This is a genomic window from Micromonospora sp. WMMD882, assembly GCF_027497255.1.
Lineage (GTDB): Bacteria > Actinomycetota > Actinomycetes > Mycobacteriales > Micromonosporaceae > Micromonospora.
Genome location: NZ_CP114903.1, coordinates 6,140,115 through 6,160,302, shown reverse-complemented (window position 1 = coordinate 6,160,302; position 20,188 = coordinate 6,140,115). Strand labels below are relative to the sequence as shown.

At 73.1% G+C, this 20,188-nt stretch carries 19 protein-coding genes and 1 pseudogene; 4 read left to right on the top strand and 16 right to left on the bottom strand.

Annotated elements, in window-relative coordinates:
• The first annotated feature begins 93 nt into the window (after nt 1-93).
• Nucleotides 94-996 (top strand): phytanoyl-CoA dioxygenase family protein, encoded by a 903-nt coding sequence (locus O7606_RS26650; protein WP_281596736.1) that lies wholly within the window; start codon nt 94-96, stop codon nt 994-996.
• Nucleotides 997-1,112: 116 nt separating this feature from the next.
• On the opposite strand, the gene O7606_RS26645 is transcribed toward O7606_RS26650, so the two are convergent.
• From O7606_RS26645 to O7606_RS26610, 8 genes are all read right to left on the bottom strand, one after another.
• Nucleotides 1,113-1,739 carry an MOSC domain-containing protein gene (locus O7606_RS26645; protein ID WP_281596735.1) on the bottom strand — a complete coding sequence of 209 codons (627 nt, stop codon included), beginning with the start codon at nt 1,737-1,739 and terminating at the stop codon, nt 1,113-1,115.
• A 75-nt stretch (nt 1,740-1,814) separates the two neighbouring features.
• Entirely contained in the window at nt 1,815-2,753 is a 939-nt protein-coding gene (locus O7606_RS26640; RefSeq protein WP_281596734.1) for a carbohydrate ABC transporter permease, read from the bottom strand.
• Nucleotides 2,753-3,742: a sugar ABC transporter permease gene (locus O7606_RS26635; protein ID WP_281596732.1), complete on the bottom strand. Its 990-nt coding sequence runs from the start codon at nt 3,740-3,742 to the stop codon at nt 2,753-2,755. Before O7606_RS26635 ends, O7606_RS26640 begins: the two co-directional genes overlap by 1 nt.
• A complete protein-coding gene (locus O7606_RS26630; protein ID WP_281596731.1) occupies nt 3,739-5,028 on the bottom strand; it encodes a sugar ABC transporter substrate-binding protein in 1,290 nt (429 codons plus the stop codon). Before O7606_RS26630 ends, O7606_RS26635 begins: the two co-directional genes overlap by 4 nt.
• 158 nt (nt 5,029-5,186) lie before the next feature.
• Nucleotides 5,187-5,471 carry a GlsB/YeaQ/YmgE family stress response membrane protein gene (locus tag O7606_RS26625; protein WP_281596729.1) on the bottom strand — a complete coding sequence of 95 codons (285 nt, stop codon included), beginning with the start codon at nt 5,469-5,471 and terminating at the stop codon, nt 5,187-5,189.
• Between the two features lie 316 nt (nt 5,472-5,787).
• Nucleotides 5,788-7,671: a translation elongation factor 4 gene (gene lepA, locus O7606_RS26620; RefSeq protein WP_281596728.1), complete on the bottom strand. Its 1,884-nt coding sequence runs from the start codon at nt 7,669-7,671 to the stop codon at nt 5,788-5,790.
• A gap of 197 nt (nt 7,672-7,868) precedes the next feature.
• Nucleotides 7,869-8,405 (bottom strand): DUF4240 domain-containing protein, encoded by a 537-nt coding sequence (locus tag O7606_RS26615; protein WP_281596727.1) that lies wholly within the window; start codon nt 8,403-8,405, stop codon nt 7,869-7,871.
• Nucleotides 8,402-9,016, bottom strand: coding sequence for a DUF4240 domain-containing protein (locus O7606_RS26610; RefSeq protein WP_281596726.1), 615 nt, complete (start codon nt 9,014-9,016; stop codon nt 8,402-8,404). Before O7606_RS26610 ends, O7606_RS26615 begins: the two co-directional genes overlap by 4 nt.
• Nucleotides 9,017-9,070: 54 nt before the next feature.
• On the opposite strand from O7606_RS26610, the gene O7606_RS26605 reads away from it, so the two are divergent.
• Nucleotides 9,071-10,171: an aminoglycoside phosphotransferase family protein gene (locus O7606_RS26605; protein WP_281596725.1), complete on the top strand. Its 1,101-nt coding sequence runs from the start codon at nt 9,071-9,073 to the stop codon at nt 10,169-10,171.
• A gap of 129 nt (nt 10,172-10,300) precedes the next feature.
• On the top strand, nt 10,301-10,567 hold the full coding sequence (gene rpsT / locus O7606_RS26600) for a 30S ribosomal protein S20 (RefSeq protein WP_281596724.1): 267 nt from the start codon (nt 10,301-10,303) through the stop codon (nt 10,565-10,567).
• 191 nt (nt 10,568-10,758) lie between these two features.
• On the opposite strand, the gene O7606_RS26595 is transcribed toward rpsT, so the two are convergent.
• Both O7606_RS26595 and holA read right to left on the bottom strand, forming a co-directional pair.
• Nucleotides 10,759-11,196: a hypothetical protein gene (locus O7606_RS26595; RefSeq protein ID WP_281599896.1), complete on the bottom strand. Its 438-nt coding sequence runs from the start codon at nt 11,194-11,196 to the stop codon at nt 10,759-10,761.
• A gap of 242 nt (nt 11,197-11,438) precedes the next feature.
• The gene (gene holA / locus O7606_RS26590) at nt 11,439-12,419 is read right to left on the bottom strand and encodes a DNA polymerase III subunit delta (protein WP_281596723.1); all 981 of its coding nucleotides are present in this window, start codon (nt 12,417-12,419) and stop codon (nt 11,439-11,441) included.
• Nucleotides 12,420-12,597: 178 nt separating this feature from the next.
• Here holA and O7606_RS26585 point away from each other — a divergent pair, with 178 nt between their 5' ends.
• Nucleotides 12,598-13,407 carry an inositol monophosphatase family protein gene (locus O7606_RS26585; RefSeq protein WP_281596722.1) on the top strand — a complete coding sequence of 270 codons (810 nt, stop codon included), beginning with the start codon at nt 12,598-12,600 and terminating at the stop codon, nt 13,405-13,407.
• Here O7606_RS26585 and O7606_RS26580 read toward each other — a convergent pair.
• The 6 genes and pseudogenes from O7606_RS26580 to nadD all read right to left on the bottom strand — a co-directional run bounded on the left by O7606_RS26580 (nt 13,390) and on the right by nadD (nt 20,057).
• Nucleotides 13,390-15,732, bottom strand: coding sequence for a ComEC/Rec2 family competence protein (locus tag O7606_RS26580; protein ID WP_281599895.1), 2,343 nt, complete (start codon nt 15,730-15,732; stop codon nt 13,390-13,392). The genes O7606_RS26585 and O7606_RS26580 overlap by 18 nt on opposite strands.
• 164 nt (nt 15,733-15,896) lie before the next feature.
• Entirely contained in the window at nt 15,897-16,685 is a 789-nt protein-coding gene (locus tag O7606_RS26575) for a ComEA family DNA-binding protein (protein WP_281596721.1), read from the bottom strand.
• 466 nt (nt 16,686-17,151) lie between these two features.
• Nucleotides 17,152-18,000 (bottom strand): DegV family protein, encoded by an 849-nt coding sequence (locus tag O7606_RS26570; RefSeq protein ID WP_281596720.1) that lies wholly within the window; start codon nt 17,998-18,000, stop codon nt 17,152-17,154.
• A 305-nt stretch (nt 18,001-18,305) separates the two neighbouring features.
• Nucleotides 18,306-18,905, bottom strand: a pseudogene (locus O7606_RS26565) (histidine phosphatase family protein); the annotation flags it as partial.
• The gene (gene rsfS, locus O7606_RS26560; protein WP_281596719.1) at nt 18,902-19,351 is read right to left on the bottom strand and encodes a ribosome silencing factor; all 450 of its coding nucleotides are present in this window, start codon (nt 19,349-19,351) and stop codon (nt 18,902-18,904) included. The pseudogene O7606_RS26565 and the gene rsfS, both read right to left, overlap by 4 nt.
• 109 nt (nt 19,352-19,460) lie before the next feature.
• Nucleotides 19,461-20,057 (bottom strand): nicotinate-nucleotide adenylyltransferase, encoded by a 597-nt coding sequence (gene nadD, locus O7606_RS26555; protein ID WP_281596718.1) that lies wholly within the window; start codon nt 20,055-20,057, stop codon nt 19,461-19,463.
• Nucleotides 20,058-20,188: the final 131 nt, after the last annotated feature.

The following is a 20,188-nucleotide window of genomic DNA, read 5'->3' as shown; positions in this document are numbered from 1 at the left end:
GGTCGGGCGTCCGAGGCAACGTGAATCGCGCACGGGTTACGATCGGCCACCTGTGCCAGATTTGACGGGTTCCTCATGGGGAGGGTGGACGGCGTGTTCGACTACGGAGGCCGGACCGGCTACGAGCCGATCAGCGATGTCGATCGCAAGGAGTTCCACGAGCAGGGCTTCCTCCTGCTGCGTAACGTGCTGACCGAGGACCACCGGGCCGCCCTGGAGGCCGCGGTGGACCGGGTCTACGCCGAGGAGCAGGCCAAGGGCACCACCACCAAGGACGGGACGCTGCACCTGCTGGGCTTCCTGGAGCGCGACGAGCTCTTCGGTGACCTGCTCACCCACCCCGTCGCCTTCCCGTACATGTGGGGCCTGGCCGGGTGGAACATCTACACCCACCACAACCACCTGGACGTGACCCCGCCGGCGGCCGAGCCGGAGAAGCCGTACTGGGGTTGGCACCAGGACGGGTACCGGCAGAACTCCGACCCGGAGACGATGGACCCCAACCTGCCCCGGCCGATGTTCTCGCTGAAGGTCGCGTACGTGCTCTCCGACCTGTCGGAGAAGGGGCGCGGCGCCACCAAGGTGATCCCGGGCAGCCACCTGTGGAACTCGCTGCCCCGGCCGGCGGACACCACGGTGCACAACCCGGACCCGGAGGGCACGGTGGAGATCACCGCCAACCCGGGTGACGCGTTCATCTTCGACCGCCGCCAGTGGCACTCCCGGTCGACGAACCTGTCGACGATCACCCGGAAGATGCTCTTCGTCGGCTACACCTACCGGTGGATCCGCCCGCTGGACGAGCTGCACATCGACACCGACGGCGAGTGGTGGGCCAACCGCACGCCGGTGCAGCGCCAGCTCTGCGGTGAGGGCACCCACACCGCGAACTACTGGGGCATCAACTGGGACGGCTACATCGACGACGAGATCCCGCTGCGCAAGGAGCTCAAGCAGCGCGGCCTGCTCAACCGCAACATCCCCTGGCTCCGCTGAGGCCCACCCGACGCATGCGCCCGGACGCATGATCCTGGACGCATGATCCACTCCACTTCACGGATACGGCGGCATCGCCCCGGCCCGAAGCGCCGTTTCCCGGGAAGTGGAGTGGATCAGCCGGCGGAGTCGACGCCCAGCCGGCGGCGTGCCTTGTCCCGGATCCCGTCCGGCAGGTCCGGCGCGTCGAGCAGCCGCGGCAGCAGCTCCGGCTCCAGGGTCAGAGCCCGGAAGACCTCGCCCACGGTGACGCCGTGCGCCGGCCGGTCCAGCACCTCGACCGGGTCACCCGCGCCGACCTCACCGGCCCTGAGCACCCGCAGGTACGCGCCGGGCGCCGCCCGTACGGTGAACCGCCGGATCAGGTCGGGCACGCCCCAGAATCCGGCGAACGTCCGGCACGGCGTACGCGGCTTGGTCACCTCCAGCAGCGCGGACCCGACGGCCCAGCGCTCACCGACCACCGCGCCGGTCACGTCCACGCCCGACGTGTGGAGGTTCTCGCCGAACCGCCCCGGCGGCAGGTTCCGGCCGAGCTCGGCCGCCCACCAGTCGGCGTCCTCCCAGGCGTAGGCGTACACCGCCTGGTCAGGGCCGCCGTGGTGGGCCCGCTCGGCGATGAAGTCCCCGGTCACGCCGGTCTCCTCGACCCGCGCCCGCCCGTCCGTCGGCCGCTTGTCGATGCCGCTGCGACCGCTCGCGTCGCCCGCCCAATCCGCCTCGGTGACGACACCGACGTTCACTGTGACAATCCTGCCCGTCATGGCGGCCAGCCTACGGTCCGGCCGTACCGACCGACGGCCCCGGCCGCCCCGGGCTCAGCCCTTGACGGCGCCGGCGACCAGGCCGGAGACCATCCGGCGCTGCACCAGCAGGAAGAAGACGATCACCGGCAGGGTGAACAGGGTGGAGGCGGCCATCACCGGCCCCCAGGCGGTGTCGTCGCGGCCGAAGAAGAACGTCATCGCCACCGGCAGGGTGTACCGGCTCTGGTCGTTGATGAAGGTCAACGCGAAGATCAGCTCGTTCCAGGCGGTGATGAACGAGAAGATGCTGGTGGCCACCAGGCCGGGCGCGACCAGCGGGAAGAGGATCCGTCGGAAGATCTGCGCCCGGCTGGCCCCGTCGATCGCCGCCGCCTCCTCCAGTTCCTTGGGCACCGCGGCGACGAAGCCACGCAGCATCCAGATCGCGAACGGCAGCGAGAAGCCCAGGTAGGTGAGGACCAGGCTGGGCAGGGTGTTGTAGAGGCCGAGCCGCTGGATCATCAGGAACAGCGGGATGACCAACGCCTCCAGCGGGATCATCTGCACCACCAGCAGCATGATCAGGAAGCTGGTGCGCAGGGTGAACCGGAACCGCGCCACCGCGGTCGCGGCGAGCAGCGCCACCAGCCCGCTGAGCAGCACGGTCGCCCCGGCGACCAGGATGCTGTTGCCGAAGAAGTCGGCGAAGCTGACCCCGGGGATCAGGTTGCCGGTGAGGATGTCCCGGTAGTGCGCCAGGGTCGGCTCGGTCGGCACCGGCCGGGGCGTCGCGGAGAAGATCTCCCGGTTCGGTTTCAGCGAGGTGGCGATCATCCAGTAGACCGGGAAGGCGGCGAACAGCGCCACCAGCAGCCCGGCGCTGTTGAGCGCGATCCGTCGCCCGACCGGCCGTCGTCGACGGGGCGTTCGCGCCGTCGTACCGGGCGGTCGCGCCGTCGTACCGGGCGGGGTGGTCGCCGTACCGGGTGGGGTGGTCGTCGGGCCGGGCATCAGTCCTCCTCCTGTCGGAGCACCATGCGGACGTAGAGGCCGGTGACCACGAGCAGGATCAGGGTGAGGATCACCGCGATGGCCGCGCCGAGGCCGTACTTCGGCGGGGGCGAGAACGCCTCCGCGTACGAGTAGATGGAGAGCATGAACGTCGGGCGGTCCTGGGTGCCGCCGGCCAGCACGAACTGCTGGGTGAAGACCTTGAAGTCCCAGATGGTGGAGAGCACGACCAGGATGCCGAACACCGGGCGCAGCAGCGGGAAGGTGACCTGCCAGAAGACCCGCCACGGGCCGGCGCCGTCGACCCGGGCGGCCTCGTGCAGCTCGCTCGGCACGCTCTTGAGCCCGGCGAGGACGCTGACCGCGATGAACGGGAACGAGTGCCAGACCACCACCAGGGTGAGGATGGCGAAGAACATCAGCGGCGAGTTGAACCAGCCGTACCCGGTCCAGTCGGCGCGCCCGAACAGCGCCTGGGACAGCCCGTCGGGCAGGGCGTTGAACAACCAGGTGACCAGCCCGCTCGTGTCGTCGAAGATCCACTTCCAGACGATCGTGCCGGTCAGCGCCGGAGTGGCCCAGGCGAGCATCACGCAACTGCCGACGAAGGTCGCCATCCGTCGGCCCAGCCGGTTGAGCAGCAGCCCGACCAGGGTGCCGAGGATCATCGTCAGCGCCACGTTGGCCGCGGCGAACAGCACCGTGTTGCGCAGCACCGTACGGAAGAACGGGTCGGTGAGGATCTGGACGTAGTTCTCCAGCCCGATCCACGGCCAGGCCCGGTCGCCGCGCAACTGCCGGACGTTGTTCAACCGGTGGAAGGACATCCAGACGACCTGGCCGAGCGGCCAGAGCAGCAGCCCGCCGATGATCACCAGGCAGGGCAGGAGCAGCAGGTACGGCAGGCGGTCCACCCGGGGCCGCCGCCGGCGTACGGGAGTTTCCCCGGCGTCGACGGCGGCCTGCGGTGTGTCGGTCAGCGCGCTCACTTGGCGTTGAGGATGCTTTCCATCTCGGCGGCGGCGTCGGCGGTGGCCTGCTCCACCGTCTTCTGGCCCTTGATCACCGAGCTGTTCATCGCCTGGGTCGTCGTCTTGGTCCGGCTGACCTCCACCCACTTCGGGGTGAGCGGGGTGAGCTTCGTGTTCTGGAGCGTGGTGGCGAACGCGGCCATCACCTTGTCGTCGGCGTACCCGCCGCCGGTGACCAGGTCGGAGTAGACCGGGAAGAAGCCGAGGCTGTCGGCGAAGGTCTTGGCGTTCTTCTTGTTCACCAGCACGGTGAGGTAGTCCCAGGCCAGGTCCTTGCGCTCGCTGTCCTCCCAGACCGCCAGGTCGGAGCCACCGGCGAAGGCGGGGGCCGGCTTGCCGTCCGGGCCGGGGATGGGGAAGGTGCCCCACACCTTCTCGATCTCGGGGTTGTCCTTCTTGATCGCGCCCTGCTGCCAACTGCCGGCGAAGGCCATCGCCGCCTTGCCGGTGGCGAACTGGGTGCGGGCGTCGATCTCGTTCCAGCCGGCGGCGGCCGGCGGCGCGACCTTGTGCACGGTCACCAGGTCGGTCCAGAACTTGACCGCCTGTCGGGCCTCCGGCGTGTCGTAGCCGGACTTCCAGGTGTCGCCCTCCCTGGTGGCGATCTCCGCGCCGGCGCTCCAGAGGAACGAGTAGAACGGCAGCTCGGAGTTGCCCGGCAGGGCGATGCCGTAGGTGCCCGGCTTCTTGGCCTGGACCGTCTTGGCGGCGGCGACCAACTGGTCCCAGGTCGTCGGCGGCTGCACGCCGGCCTCGGCGAACCAGTCGGTGCGGTAGTACATGGCCCGCACGCCGGCGTACCACGGGACGCCGTACTGCTTTCCGTCGAGCTGGGCGTTGCGTACCAGGTCGGGGAGGATGTCCTTGCCCTCGGCCCAACCGTCCATCCGGCCGCTCAGGTCGGCCAGCGCCTCCTGCGCGGCCCAGCCCTGGGTCTCGGTGTTGCCCAGCTCGGTGATGTCCGGGCCCGCACCGCCGGCGAGGGCGGCCTGGAACTTCTTCGGCGCCTCCAGCCACGGGATGTACTGGACGACCACGTCGGTGTCGGGGTGCTTCTGCTGGAACTCGGCCTCGACGCCGTCGAGGAAGGCGGTCTGCGCCTCGCTGCCCTCGCCCATCATCCAGACCGTCAGTTTGCTGTCGTCGGCCGACCCGGACTCGTCGGAGCCGCCGCAGCCGGCGATCAGCATCGCGGCCGAGGCCACGACGGCGGTGACCGGGGCCAGCCGCTTCCACCTGTTCACGCCACATCTCCCTCAGCCGTCTGGCAGTAACCTTCTCCGCCGCACCATAGCCGGTAAATTTCTTTTACGACAGGGGTGACCGGGAGGCGACCGTACAACAGACGAAAGGGGTCCCCGGCCAGTCGGCCGGGGACCCCTACGCAGGTGCTGCGGTGCGGTTACCGATGGGTGACGTGGCGACGGCGGCCGACCCCGGCGACCAGCGCCACGGCGACGGCGGCGAAGAGGACCTGCAGCATCAGCTCACGCCAGTCGATACCGGCGGTCTCCGCGAAGCCGGCGGCGCGGGCCACGATCGTGCCGAGCAGCGCGGCGCCGACACCGATCAGCATGTGCAGCCAGATCGGCATGTTCTGCCGGCCCGGGACGACCAGACGGCCGAGCGCGCCGACGATGAGACCAACGATGAGCGCAGTGATGATTCCCCAGACGGTGAGCTCCACGGTCGCCCTCCTCCTCAAAGTTTGTCACTAGGTGTGTCGTTCCTGTGGTGACCGCTAAGTTCCCGAGGCCGCGAAATCTCAAACCGACGCAACCGGACACCCCTCGCCGAAGGTCGATGAACGGGACGCTGAGAAGCACCTGAGAGTGAGACAAAACCGCAGGTCAGGACGGCTGAGGGCCACCCGGATCGACGCCGCTCGCGGTCAGAAAAATTCTTCCGACCCGAACGGCCGCCGACCGGGCGGCCCGTGGGAGCGCTCCTACCGGCCCCACCCGGGCCGGATCTCGCCGTACGGAGAGTGATGAACGCCGGCGCTACTTCTTTCCGGCGCCCTTGCCGGCGCCGGCGTCGGAGTCGGACGAGAGCGCGGCGATGAACGCCTCCTGCGGCACCTCCACCCGGCCGACCATCTTCATCCGCTTCTTGCCTTCCTTCTGCTTCTCCAACAGCTTGCGCTTACGGCTGATGTCACCGCCGTAGCACTTCGCCAGCACGTCCTTGCGGATCGCCCGGATCGTCTCCCGGGCGATGACCCGACTGCCGATCGCCGCCTGGATCGGCACCTCGAACTGCTGGCGCGGGATCAGGTTGCGCAGCTTCGCGGCGATCGTGGTGCCGTAGTTGTAGGCCTTGTCCTTGTGCACGATCGCGCTGAACGCGTCGACCGGCTCACCGTGCAGGAGGATGTCCACCTTGACCAGGTCGGACGCCTGCTCGCCGGAGGGCTCGTAGTCCAGCGAGGCATACCCCTTGGTCCGGCTCTTGAGCTGGTCGAAGAAGTCGAAGATGATCTCCGCGAGCGGCATCGTGTAACGCAGCTCGACCCGGTCGGCGGAGAGGTAGTCCATGCCCAGCAGGCTGCCCCGCCGGCCCTGGCACAGCTCCATCACCGCGCCCACGTAGTCGTTCGGGGTGAGCACCGTGGCCCGCACCGTCGGCTCGTACACCTCGGCGATCTTGCCGGTCGGGTACTCGCTCGGGTTGGTCACCACGATCTCCTGGCCGTCCTCGGTGATGGCCCGGTAGACCACGTTCGGCGCGGTGGAGATCAGGTCGAGGTTGTACTCGCGTTCCAGCCGCTCCCGGATGATCTCCAGGTGGAGCAGACCGAGGAAGCCGCACCGGAAACCGAAGCCGAGCGCGCCGGAGGTCTCCGGCTCGTAGTCGAGCGCCGCGTCGTTGAGCTTGAGCTTGTCCAGCGCGTCCCGCAGGTTGGGGTAGTCGGAGCCGTCGATCGGATAGAGCCCCGAGTAGACCATCGGCTTCGGGTCCTTGTAGCCGCCGAGCGCGGACGACGCCGGCCGGGAGTTGATGGTGACCGTGTCACCCACCCGGGACTGCCGGACGTCCTTCACGCCGGTGATCAGGTAGCCGACCTCGCCGACGCCGAGCGCGTCGGCCTTCTGCATCTCCGGGGAGATGACGCCGATCTCCAGCAGCTCGTGCACCGCGGCGGTGGACATCATCTTGATCCGGTCCCGCGCGCTGATCCGCCCGTCGATCACCCGGACGTAGGTGACCACGCCCCGGTACACGTCGTACACCGAATCGAAGATCATCGCGCGGGCCGGCGCGGCGGCCTCGCCGACCGGCGGCTTGAACTGCCGGACGATCTCGTCCAGCAGGTACGGCACGCCCGCGCCGGTCTTGCCGGAGACCCGGATGCAGTCCTCCGGCTGGCCGCCGATCAGGTGGGCCAGCTCCTCGGCGTACTTCTCCGGCTGCGCCGCCGGCAGGTCGATCTTGTTGAGCACCGGGATGACGTGGAGGTCGTTCTCCATCGCCAGGTAGAGGTTGGCGAGCGTCTGCGCCTCGATGCCCTGGGCCGCGTCGACCAGCAGGATCGCGCCCTCGCAGGCGGCCAGCGACCGGGACACCTCGTAGGTGAAGTCCACGTGCCCCGGCGTGTCGATCATGTTGAGGACGGCGTGCTCGCCGGCCTGGTCGCCCTCCCGCACCGTCCACGGCATCCGGACGGCCTGGCTCTTGATGGTGATGCCGCGCTCGCGCTCGATGTCCATCCGGTCGAGGTACTGTGCGCGCATCTGCCGTGGGTCGACCACGCCGGTGAGCTGCAACATCCGGTCGGCCAGGGTCGACTTCCCGTGGTCGATGTGGGCGATGATGCAGAAGTTCCTGATGCGCCCCGGGTCGGTGGCACCAGGAGCGTTCGCGCCGGAATCGAGCGTCGGTGGCACAGCGGTCCGTTCTGGTCGGCGTGACGTGAGCAGGCCGGCGTGCCGCCGGCCCCCTCTATGCTCCCACGTCCCCCGGCGCCCGATCAGAGCGCTCTCCATGCGCGGACGCGAGGACGCACGGCCGGCGCGGACGGGACCACCCGGCGGGCGGCCCGGTCACCTCGACGGGCGGCTCGTTGACTCGACGGGCGGCCCGGTCACTCGACGGGCGGCTCGGTGAAGAGCGCGGCCAGCCTGGGCAGCCGGCGACGGGCCTCCGCCTCGTCGTCGAAGTCCCAGAAGTCGTTCAGATCCGGCGGAGTCACCGGGTCACGCTCCGCCGGCAGGTCGGACGCGGTCGCCTTCCGGTACGCGTCCCACGGCACCGCCAGCATGTCCTCGCACTCGAACTCCTCGCCGCTGAGCGCGGCGGACCGGACCCGGGGCAACTCGGCCAGCGAGTCGGGATCCGCCACCGCCCCGGCGAACACCGCCCGCCCCTGGGTCATCAACCAGCCCCGGAAATACTCGAAACCGTCGTCCGAGGCGCCCCCGTTGATCAGGTACGCCGCGCCCCACAGGTCGACCCGGTAGGAGGCGGCGAGCACCCGCTGCTGGTGGCGCGCGTACCCGACGATGTCCGCCGGATCGCGCTCGGCGAGCAGGGCGACGGCCCGGGCGGCGACCGCGTCGGGCTCTCCCGGGGCGCCCGCCCGCGCCTGGTCGATCAACTGCCAGAAGTCGTCGGTCCTCATGAGGTGGCAGTTTGACAGACGTCCCCGGTCACCGGACCGGGCAGCGGGAACAGCCCGGCGAGCCGCGGGAACCGGCGGGCGAACACGGCCGGATCGCGCAGACCCTCCGCGTCGTCCGACCCGTCCGGGAGGAGACCCCGCTGGACCCCACGCGCGCCGACCGAGCCGTCCAGCCCCGCCGGCTCGCGGGTGAGCCGCTCGTACGCCGTGTCGGCCACGTAGCCCAGGCACTCCCAGTCGGGCCGCTCGTGGTGGGCCCAGTCGTCCGGCGACCGCCCGGCGAGCCGGCGGACCTGCGGCACGTCGGCAAGCGCGTCCGGGTCGGCGACCACCCGCTCGAAGGTCTGCCTACCGAGCCCGACCAGCCACGCCTGGAAGTGGTGGAACCCGTCGTCGGAGCAGCGGCCGCCGCGGATCCGCCGGGCCGCCGCCCACAGCGGCCAGGTGTCGGCCCGGCGACGCGCCTCGTCCAGCCGGACGGCGAAGTCGACCACCTCAGGGACGGGGCGCGCGGCGAGCCGGTCGATGAGCCAGGCCAGCCGCCCGTCCGGATGGTCGGTGGCCGCCGCGGAACCCTCCACGAGGGACCAGAAGTCGTCACGTTCCCGCACGCGCCGCAGTATGCGGGAGCGGTACGACAACCACGTCGACGGCATGATGGGCGGATGCGTGTGGTCTCGCTGCCCCCGGTGCCGTACGACGCCACCGCCGACCGCCCGGCCTGGGAGACGCTGCCGGCCGGCCTGCGGGCCGCGGTCGAGGCGCGGATCGACGGCAAGGTCCGCTCCGCCGAGGTCGCCACGGCCGGCTTCACCCGGGGCTTCGCCGGGCTGCTGACCAGCGCCGACGGCGCGGCCGTGTTCGTCAAGGCGGCCTCGCTGACCAGGCAGCCGCACCTGGTCGACTGGTACGCCCGGGAGGCCGCGATCCTGCGCCGGCTGCCCGCCGGGCTGCCCGTCCCCCGCCCCCGGTGGACCCTGGAGGCGGCCGGCTGGTTCGCGATCGGACAGGACCCGATCGACGGACGGGTCCCCGCCCTGCCCTGGAGGCCCGCCGACCTCGCCGCCACCCTGACCACGTACGCCGAGGTCACCGCCGCGCTGGCCGGACCCCCGGCGGAGCTGGTCGGGCTCGGCCTGCCCCGGCTGGCCGACCTGGCCCGCGACGACCTCTCCTGGTGGGCGGAGGTCGCCGCCGGCCGGGAACCCCGGCCGGAGCTGCCGGCCTCCGTCGCGGCACGGCTGCCGGAGCTGGTCGCGCTGGAGTCGCTACTGCCCGGGTACGCGACCACCGACGGCCTCACCCATGGTGACCTGCGACTGGACAACGTGCTGGTCGACCGCGCCGGGCGGGCGTGGCTGTGCGACTGGACCTGGCTCTGCCACGGCCCGGCCTGGTTCGACCTGGCCGGGCTGCTGCTCACCGGGTACGCCAGCGGGCTGGACGCCGACGCCCTCTTCGCCGGGCACCCGGCGGCGGCCGACGCGCCCCCGGACGCCCTGGACGCCGCCCTGGCGGCACTGTCCGGCTACTTCCTCACCTCCGCCGACGCGCCGCCGCACCCCGCGCCGCACTCCGCCGGATCGCCGTCCGCCGGATCGCCGCGCCCCAGCTCGCCGCCCGCCACGTCACCGCCCGCCGCGCCGCCGCCCACCGGGTCACCCCCCGTCGTGGCCGGCACGGCGTCGGGGCACCGGCGGGCGCACCAGCGCTACAGCGGTCACCTGGCCCTGCGTTGGCTCGCCGACCGGCAGGGCTGGCGCTGACCAGTCGACCCGGGTGGTTTTGGCGGCTCCCGACGGACCTGGTAACCTGGCTTTTCGCGCAGCGATGACGCATGCTCGTCGCGCGCCGAAGCAGACCGTAACCCCGAGCTATCAAGACGAGGCTGTCGCGTGGCGAACATCAAGTCCCAGATCAAGCGCAACCGGCAGAACGAGAAGCGCCGGCTGCGTAACAAGTCGGTCAAGTCGTCGCTGAAGACCGCCATCCGCAAGTTCCACGAGGCCGTCGAGGCCGGTGACGCCGAGAAGGCCACCGCTCTCATGCAGGACGCCTCGCGCAAGTTGGACAAGGCCGCCAGCAAGGGCGTCATCCACGCCAACCAGGCCGCCAACCGCAAGTCCTCGATCGCCAAGCGCGTCGGCTCCCTCGCCGCCTGACGCCGCGATCGTACCCGCCTGACCGGAACCCCCCTGGGCCTCGCCCAAGGGGGTTCCAGGCGTTATCCGGCGCGGCTCCCGTGGTCGGCCCGCGGGCCGGCATTCGGCCGCCGGCCCCCACTCCAGGGACGGGCCCGCCCGACCGTCCCCGGTTCCCTGACCGGTGCGCGCTTCCTCGGGCAACGGGACGGCTACGCCGGGTCGCCGGGTTGACCTCCCCGGTCGACGGGGAGACGCTCCGGGTCGACGTACCTCTGGTCGACCACCCAGCGCCCCCGCGCGGGAGCGTGCCGCTCCCCGAGCGGACGGGCCGACGGCTCCGGCTGCTGCCGGACCCGCCCGGGGTGGGACGGAACGGCCGCCCGGCCCACCGCCGGCTCCAACTGTCGCCGGAACCTGTCCCGCTCCTGCTCCGGGACGAGCGCGGCCGAGCGGACCACCGACGCGGCGACGACGTCGTTCAGCTTCACCATCAGCGCCACCGCGGCCGGCAGCGCCAGCACCGCCCACCAGCTCACCAGCTCCGCGAGGGCGAGCAGGGCGGCCAGCGCCACCGCGCCCTCGAAGTAGAGGAAGCAGAGCACCCCGCCCGGGTTGACGAAGCGCAGCCCGAGGACCCGCGCGTACAGCGGCCGGTAACGCTCCTCGTCCGCCGCGAGGGTCGCCCACCCGGTACGCGGCGGCTCGTCGACCCGGCGCTGCCTGACCGAGGCCCCGCCCGGCCGGCGCTCCCCCGGCGTCGCCATCCCGCCCATCCGACGCTCCCCCGGCGTCGGCGTCCGGCCCATCCGGCGCTCCCCGGGCGTCGGCGCGCGGCCCATCCGGCGCTCTCCGGGCGTCAGCGCGCGGCGCCGCCCGATCGCCGGCTCGTTCACCGGGCGCTGCCCTGCCGGGCCGCGACGACCGAGAACACCGCCCGCTCCAACGCGTACGCCCGGTCGTCCGCGCCGCCCTTGACCGCGGCGTTGCACTCGGCGGCGGCCCGCATCGCCTGCACCAGCCCCTCCGGGGTCCAACCCCGGGCCTGGCGCTGCGCGCGTTCGATCTTCCAGCCGGGCATGCCGAGGCTGCTGGCGAGCTGGTAGGGGCTGCCCCGTCCGGCCGAGGCGACCCGGGAGACGGTCCGCACGCCGTCGGCGAGCGCGTCCGCGATCGGCACCGGATCCACCCCGACGTGCAGCGCCCAGCGCAACGCTTCCAGCGCGCCACTGACGTCCCCCACCATGGCGGCGTCGGCGACGGTGAAGCCGCTCACCTCGGCCCGCCCCCGGTAGTACCGGGCGACGGTGTCCGGGGTGATCCGGCCGTCGGTGTCGGCCATCAACTGGGAGCAGGCCGCGGCCAGCTCACGCAGGTCGTTGCCGACGGCGGCGAGCAGGGCGTGGGCGGCGTCGTCGGCGCATCTCCCGCCGGCCCGCCGGATCTCCTCGCGCACGAAGGCCACCCGTTCCCGGTCACCCTTGAGCTTCGCCGCCGGCACCACCGTCGCGCCGGCGGTCCGCAGCCCGTCGGCGAACGCCTTGCCCTTGGCCGCGCCGGCGTGCAGGACGACCAGCCGGACGTCCGGGTCCGGGTTCTTCGCGTACGCCAGCAGCGCGGTCGCCAGGTCCTTGCGGGCGTCCTGGCCGGCGCGCAGGACCAGGACCCGTCGGCCGCCGAAGAGCGAGGGGCTGAGCATCTCGGCGATCTCACCGACGGTGAGAGTGCCCGCCTGGTACTCGCGGACGTCCACGTCGGGGTCGACGTTCCGGGTTTCCGCGACGGCTTCGGAGACGGCGCGCGTGGCGAGCAACTCCTCGTCACCGAGAACGAGGAGAATGGGAGCAAGGCTGGCGGGGGTCACGCCGCCCATACTCGCACGCCCCGGAAGCGAATCGTGCCTGCTCAACGTCACCGCGACGGCACGCCCCGCACTCAGCACAATACCGACATAAGTCCCAGTAGCTGGCTGAACGGACAGGTCTCCAGGGCCACCGGGCACGCCGCCGGGCAGGCCGGCGCAGCGGACCAGATCACTTTATTATCCACTCATGTCGATTGAAGACGGAGCGTTGGCGATCGCCGCGGCCGAAGCGGGCGCCGCCGTCGTGCGATCCCGGTACGGGACGGTGATCCCCCGCTTCCAGAAGGCCCCGCTCGACTTCGCCACGGCCGCCGACCTCGAATCGGAGCAGGTGATCGTCGACCTGTTGCGGGCAGCTCGACCGGCCGACGCCGTCATCGGTGAGGAAACCGGGCTCACCGGCGCCGACACGGTGGACCAGACCTGGTTGGTCGACCCGCTGTGCGGAACCCTGAACTTCGCCGCCCGTACGCCCCTGGTGGCGGTGAACGTGGCGCTGCGAACCGGCGCCGACGTCACGGTGGCCGCCCAGGCCGACCCCTTCGCCCGGGAGGTGTTCTGGACCGACGGCGGTCCGGCCCACGTTCGCCGCGACGGCGTGGACGAGCTGCTGCGACCGTCCGCCGACTCGTTGCTGGTGGACGTCAACCTGGACGCCCCGCTGCCGAACAGCTCCGCTTTCCAGCCGGCCCGCCTGCTCACTGACCCGGAGTTCACCGCACGGTTCCGGGCCCGGGTGGTCTCCACCAGCCTGGCGGTGGCCTGGGTCGCCGACGGACGGCGGGCCGCCTACGTGACCGACGGTCACATCCAGGACAGCGTGCACTTCGCCAGCGGGATCGCCGTCTGTCGGGCAGCCGGTTGCGTGGTGACCGGCCTGCGGGGGCAGCCGTTGCACACCGGAGGGGGCGGTCTGCTGGTGGCCGCCGACCAGGACACCCACCGGGCGCTGCTGGCCGTCGTGGAGCGCCAGTTCGGCTCACCCGCCCGGCCCTGACCGGCCGCCGCGCGCCACCACCGCCAGACGACCACCCTCGGCGACCACCGCCAGGTCACCCTGGGTGTCGGTGCGCAGCACGCGGGCCCCGCCGCGCGCCAGTCTCGCCAGCACGGCCGGATTCGGATGCCCGTACCCGTTGCCCGCCCCCACCGGCACCAGCGCCACCGCCGGCCGGGTCGCGTCGAGGAACGCCGGATCCTGGTAGGCGGAGCCGTGGTGGGCGACCTTCAGCACGTCCACGTCGAGGGTGCTCGCCGGCACCCGGTCGAGCACCGCCCGCTGCTCCTCGGTCTCGGCGTCCCCGGCGAGCAGCATCCGCACCCCGGCCACCCGGGCGAGCAGCACCAGGGAGTTGTTGTTCGGGTCGGAACGGGTGCCGCGCATCGGGTACGGCGGGCCGACCAGCGCCAACTCCACCCCGCCCGCCCGGAACGTCCACCCGTCGACGGCCGGCCCCACCCGCGCCCCCGCGACGACCGCCGAGGTGTGGACCAGGTCGCGCCCAGCCGCCGGCTCCGGCCACCGTGGCGTCACCACGGCCGTCACCCGGCGCCCCCGGGCCACCCCGTCGACACCGCCGGTGTGGTCGACGTGGAAGTGGCTGACCACCAGCAGCGGCACCTGACGTACGCCGAGCCGCCGCAGGCAGCCGTCGGCCGCCGCCGGATCGGGGCCGGCGTCCACCACCACCGCCTGACCCGCAGCCACCGGCAGCACGACCAGGTCACCCTGGCCGACCGCGCACACCGCCACCACCCAACCCCGGGGTGGCCAGCCGCTCGCCACCAACCGGACCGGCAACGCGCCCAGCACCGCGGCGAGCGCCACCACCGCCACCAGCCGGCGGACCACCGGACGGCGGACGGCCACCAGCAGCGCCACGGTCGCCGCCGCCAGCAGCAACCCGCCGAACGCCCCGCCCGGCCAGGGGACGTTCCCGGCGGGCAGCCGGGCGCCGTACCTGGCGACGGTGACCAGCCACCACGCCGGCCAGCTCGCCAGCCAGGCGACGAACTCGGCCGCCGCCGGCCACAGCGGCGACAACACCGCCGCCAGCACACCCAGCACCGTGGCGGGCGCGACCGCCGGCACGACGAGCAGGTTCGCCGGTACGGCCACCAGGCTCACCGTGCCGGACAGCCCGGCGACCACCGGCCCACAGGCGAGCTGGGCGGCGGCCGGCACGGCCAGCGCCTCGGCCAGACCCGTCGGCACCCCACGCCGCCGCAGCGCGTCCCGCCACCGGGGGGCGATCAGCAGCAGCCCGCCGGTGGCCAGGACGGAGAGCGCGAAACCCGGGTCACCGGCCAGGTCGGGATCGGCCAGCACCAGCACGGTGACCGCGGCGGCCAGGGCGGGCAGCGCGGCCCGGGGACGACCGGCGGCGAGCGCGGCCAGCCCGATCGCGCCCATGGTGGCCGCCCGCACCACGCTCGGCGACGGTCGCACCAGGATGACGAAGCCGACCAGCGCGACCCCGCACAGCGCCACCGCCAGCCGGGGACCGGCCCGTGCCCAGCGGGCCAGCAGCAGCACCGCGCCCACCACGATCGCCACGTTGGAACCGGAGACGGCGTTCAGATGGGTCATGCCGGTGGCCCGGAAGTCCTCCTCGACCTCCGGCGGCAACCGGCTGGTGTCGCCCACGACCAGGCCGGGCAGCAGCCCACCCTGGTCGTCCGGCAGCGGGGCGCAGGCTCGTTGCAGCCCGGCCCGGAGCCGGCCGGCGGCGCGTTGCGCCCAGCCGGGTCCACCGAGCAGCGTCGGCGGACCGCTGGCGCTGAGCACCGCGCCGGTCAGGTCGCCGCCCCGGGGCTCGGCGAGCCGCCCCTGCGCGGTGAGCCGCTGGCCGGGCAGCAGCCCCCGCCAGGCCGGGTCGGTGGCGAGCACCAACATCCGGACCGGGGCGTCGACCCGCCGACCGTCCGGCCCGGTCACGCCGACCAGGTCGGCCGGGGCCAGCAGCATCGCGGGACGGCCGACCACGCCCCGGACCGGCCGCGGGTCGTCCCGCACCACGAGTTCGGCGGTGACCGACGCCCGTTCCCCGGTCAGCGCCCGGACGACCGCCGCGTCCCGGGCGGTCAGCCGGGCGGCGGTCGCCGCGCCGCCGCAGACCACGCCGAGCAGCACGGCGACGGCGATCCAGCCGTACCGCCGGGCGGGCGCCCCGGGTCGACCGAGCCGGCCCAGCAGATGGACGGCGAGCGCGGCGGCCAGCACCGCCGCCGCCACGGCCAGTAGCAGGCTCGCCGGGGCGGACAGGCTCAGCCCGGCGAGCGCGGTCAGCCAGGTGGCCACCGCGAGCCCGACCAACCGCAGGTCGGGTGGCCGGAGGTCGACCTGACCGGCCGCGTCGGTGGGCCGGCTGGCCGGCCGCCCCGACCCCGACCCGGGCGGTGGCGGTCCGGCCGGGCGGTGGCGGCCGGTCACCCCGTCACCCGACCCCGCCCCAGGGCCCGACGGCCCGGCTGGGCGGCGGCCGTTCACACCGTCACCAGGTCCTTGAGCTGCTCGTAACGGGCGTCGCCGATGCCCTCGACCTGTCGCAGGTCGCCGACCGAGCGGAAGCCGCCCTGCCGGTCGCGGTGGGCGATGATCCGCTCGGCGAGCACGGGGCCGACCCCGGGCAGGGTGTCGAGTTGCGCCACGGTGGCGGTGTTCAGGTTGACCTTTCCGCCGGGCGCCGCGCCGGGCCCACCGCCAGCGCCGGGCCCACCGCCAGCGGCGGCCGGCGGCGGGGTGATGCCGACCGCGATCAGCTCACCGTCGACGACCTTGCGGGCCGGGTTGATCAGGGCGACGTCCACGCCGGGCTGCGCGCCGCCGGCCGCCTCGATCGCGTCGGCGACCCGGGCCCCCGCCGGGAGCCGGACCAGCCCCGGTCGGCGTACCTTTCCGGCGACCGCCACCACGAGCTCGGCCGCCTCGCCGGAGGGCATGCCGGACGCTTCGACAAGCGGCGACCCGGCCGACACGGACGGGGTGGGGACCGGCTCCACGTGGGGCCGGGACCGCCAGGCCCAGAACCCGGCCCCGAGCACCACCAGCACCGCGACCATGGCCAGCGCCCGCACGCCGCGCCGCCCGGGATCGAACGGCCCCGGGCCGGGCAGCCGACGCCGACTCGGCGTCGACGGCAGACCCGGCCCGGTCCCGTCAGGGTCGTCGTCGCCGGGTAACGCGGGCGCCGGGCGGAGCTGCGACACCCCGTCGCGTACGGGAAGCAGCCGGCGCAGCCGATCGCGTACCTCGGTCTCCTGGTCGTCGGACACGCCGTGACGCTAGACCGACGGCGACGCCCAATGGGGTCCCCTGTGGACAGCCGGGCCGCCTGTGGACAACACCCTGATCATGCCCTCGGTGTGGTATGGGCCGCCGGCTCAGCGGCGCTCTGCCGGAGTCACGGACGAGCAGCTCACCGGGCCGGTCACCCGTCGACGGGCAGCGGCTCCGGTGCGGATCCGCCCGCCCCCGGGGCGGAACGTCCTTCGCCGGCGACCACGCGCGCCCGCTCCGCTGCGGGGGCGATCGTCGTCCGCCGCCCCGAACATGGGGCAGCTCGACAGGACGTGTCCGAGCATGCGGCTGCCCGGCCGCCCCCCGGCCGCGCCCGCCCCCGGTCACGCCCGGCCCGCCCGCGCCCGCCTTGGACGCGCCCGCCCCCGGTCACGCCCGCATTGGACGCGCCCGCCCCGGCCGCGCGGGTCCGACAGACGCAGCTCCCGGGGAGGCCCCGCCCTACGCCCGGCGGTGCACCACCACGGACGCCAGACCAGGCCCGGCATGCGCGGCGACCACCGCGCCCGCCTCGGTGAGGTACGTGTCGCGCACCTGGTCGCCGAGGCGACCCCGCAGCGCGTCGAGAAGCTGCTCGGCGCGCTGCGGCGCGGCCAGGTGGTGCACGGCCAGGTCCACCTCGTCGGCGCCGGCCACCTCGACGGCGAGTTCGGTCAGCCTGGTGACCCCCCGGCTCGCGGTACGGACCTTGTCCCTGACCACGATCGCGCCGTCCAGCATGTGCATGATCGGCTTGACCGACAACGCCGTGCCGAGCAGCGCCTCGGCGGCGCTGATCCGGCCACCCCGGCGAAGGAACTCCAACGTGTCGACGTAGAAGAAGATCGTGGTACGCGCCACGGCGGCCTGGGCCGCGTCGCGTACCTCGGGCAGTTGCGCGGCCCGCGCGGCGGCCCGGGCGGCGGCGAGCACCGGGAAACCGATGCCCATGCCGGCGGACCGGCTGTCCACCACCGCGACCCTGCCCCCGAACTCGGTGGCGGCGGCCCGGGCGCCCTCGACGGTGCCGGAGAGTCCCGCCGACAGGTGCACCGACAACACCCCGTCGGCCCCCTCGGCCAGCAGCCGACGATAGGTCTGCCCGAACCGCTCGGGCGCCGGTTGGGAGGTGCTCACCGACACCCGCCGTCCGCCGAGCGCCCGGGCAGCCTCCTCCGGCCGGGTCTCGACCCCCTCCAGGCCCTCCGCGCCGTTGAGCACGACGGTCAGCGGCACCACGGTCAGCCGGTGTTCACGCACCAGCTCGGGCGGAAGATAGGCGGTGGAGTCGGTGACGACCGCGACGGGCATGCCCGGCACGCTAGCCGATCTCGGACCGGACCGCCGGACCGAGCACCGGGTCCCGCCGCCCACCGTTTCCAGGATCCGGGGGCGTCGTGGGCGCAGGACACCGCTACTTCGCTGATCTGGCGCGGCACCCGGCCGACGAGGCGGCGCGGCACCCGGCCGACGAGGCGGCGCGACAGCCGGCACGGCCGGTGGTGGGCGGCCCGGGCGGAGGGGGGTCAGACTGCTTCGGTGGGGGCGGTGGCGTAGCCCAGCCGCTCACCGGCGACGGCGGTCTCGGCGGCGAGCGGACGCGCGACGGGCGCGGTGGACGCGCCGACGTTGTGCGCCCGCAACTGCCAGCCTCGGACGTCGTCGTGCCGCAGCTCCGTCCAGTGGCAGTTGGCCAGGGAGCTGACGGTGCGCAGCACGGTGTGGTCCCAGCCGAGCAGGTGACCGCAGCCCTGCCGGGCCCCGCCGCCATGGGTGGCGACCACGACGGTGCCGCCCGGCAGCGCGTCGACGGCGGCCTGCAACCCGGCCCCGACCCGTACGCCCAGGTCGTGGAGACTCTCCACCTCGGCGCCCGGGTCCGGGTCACCGGCCCGCCAGCGGGCGTGCTCGGTGGGGTAGCGTTCCGCGACCTCGGTGATGAGCAGCCCCTGCCACCGGCCGTAGTAGCGCTCCCGCAGCCGCGGGTCGGTGCGTACCGGCAGGCCGGTGAGCGCGGCGAGGGCGGCGGCGGTGTCGGCGGCCCGGCTCAGGTCGCTGGCCACGATGGCGTCCGGGCGCAGCGCGGCGAGCAGCGACGCGGCGGCGCGGGCCTCTTCCCGGCCCCGTTCGTTGAGCGGGACGTCGGTCTGCCCCTGTACCCGGTTGCCGGCGTTCCAGTCGGTGTTGCCGTGCCGCCAGACGATCAGCCGGGTCATTCGGCCGAAGCCGAGACCGAAGCCGAAGCCGAAGCCGAGACCGGAGCCGAGGGGCTGGCGGTGGCGTCGGCGTCGACCAGGTCCCGGTCGACGAACGGGATGGTCGGGCAGTCCTTCCAGAGCCGGTCGAGCGCGTAGAACTCGCGCTCCTCGGTGTGCTGGACGTGCACCACGATGTCGACGTAGTCGAGCAGCACCCAGCGTCCGCCCCGCTCGCCCTCCCGCCGGACCGGCTTGACCTTCTCCGGCAGGTCGAGCAGCCGTTCCTCGATCGCGTCCACGATGGCGAGCACCTGACGCTCGTTGGGGGCCGAGGCGAGCAGGAAGGCGTCGGTGATGGCGAGCTGGTCGCCCACGTCGATGATGACGATGTCCTGCGCCTTCTTGTCGGCGGCAGCCTGGGCGGCTGCGGTCGCCAGCTCGTGGGCGCGCTCGGAAACTGTCACCGTTCTCCTTCGATCAGCCGTACGATGCTCCTAGCCTCTCACACGCGGCGCGGGAACGACCTGGCAGTTCTGGTCGACTATCGGGCGCAGCCGGACAAAACCGGCAGAATCAGCACTGGTAGAGACGCCGTTTGGCGATGTACTGCACCACACCGTCGGGCACGAGGTACCAGACCGGCTCACCCCGGCCCACCCGCTCCCGACAGTCGGTGGACGAGATCGCCATGGCCGGCACCTGCACCAGGCTCACCGAGTCGGCGGGCAGGTGCTCGTCGGACAGCTCGAACCCCGGCCGGGTGACCCCGATGAAGTGGGCCAGTTCGAGGACCTCGGACAGGTCCTTCCAGGAGAGGATCCGCGCCAGCGCGTCGGCGCCGGTGATGAAGTAGAGCTGCGCCTTCGGCCCGTACTCGGCATGCAGGTCACGCAGGGTGTCGACGGTGTAGGTGGGGCCGCCGCGGTCGATGTCGACCCGGCTGACCTGGAAACGCGGGTTGGAGGCGGTGGCGATCACCGTCATCAGGTAGCGGTCCTCGGCCGGGCTCACCGGCTCGTCGGCCTTCTGCCACGGCTGCCCGGTGGGGACGAAGACCACCTCGTCCAGGCCGAACCGGTCGGCCACCTCGCTGGCGGCGACCAGGTGCCCGTGGTGGATCGGATCGAAGGTGCCACCCATGATCCCGACCCGCCGGATGTCCTGCTCCATCAGATGATCGTAGGCCGGTGGCGCCGGGGCGTACCTGGTCGTGCGGCAGCGGTCACACCGGCCGCTGCCCGACCGACAGCCCGCGCCGACGGCCCGCCCGCCCCGCGCCAGCCGGGCGGCGACCCAGGCCC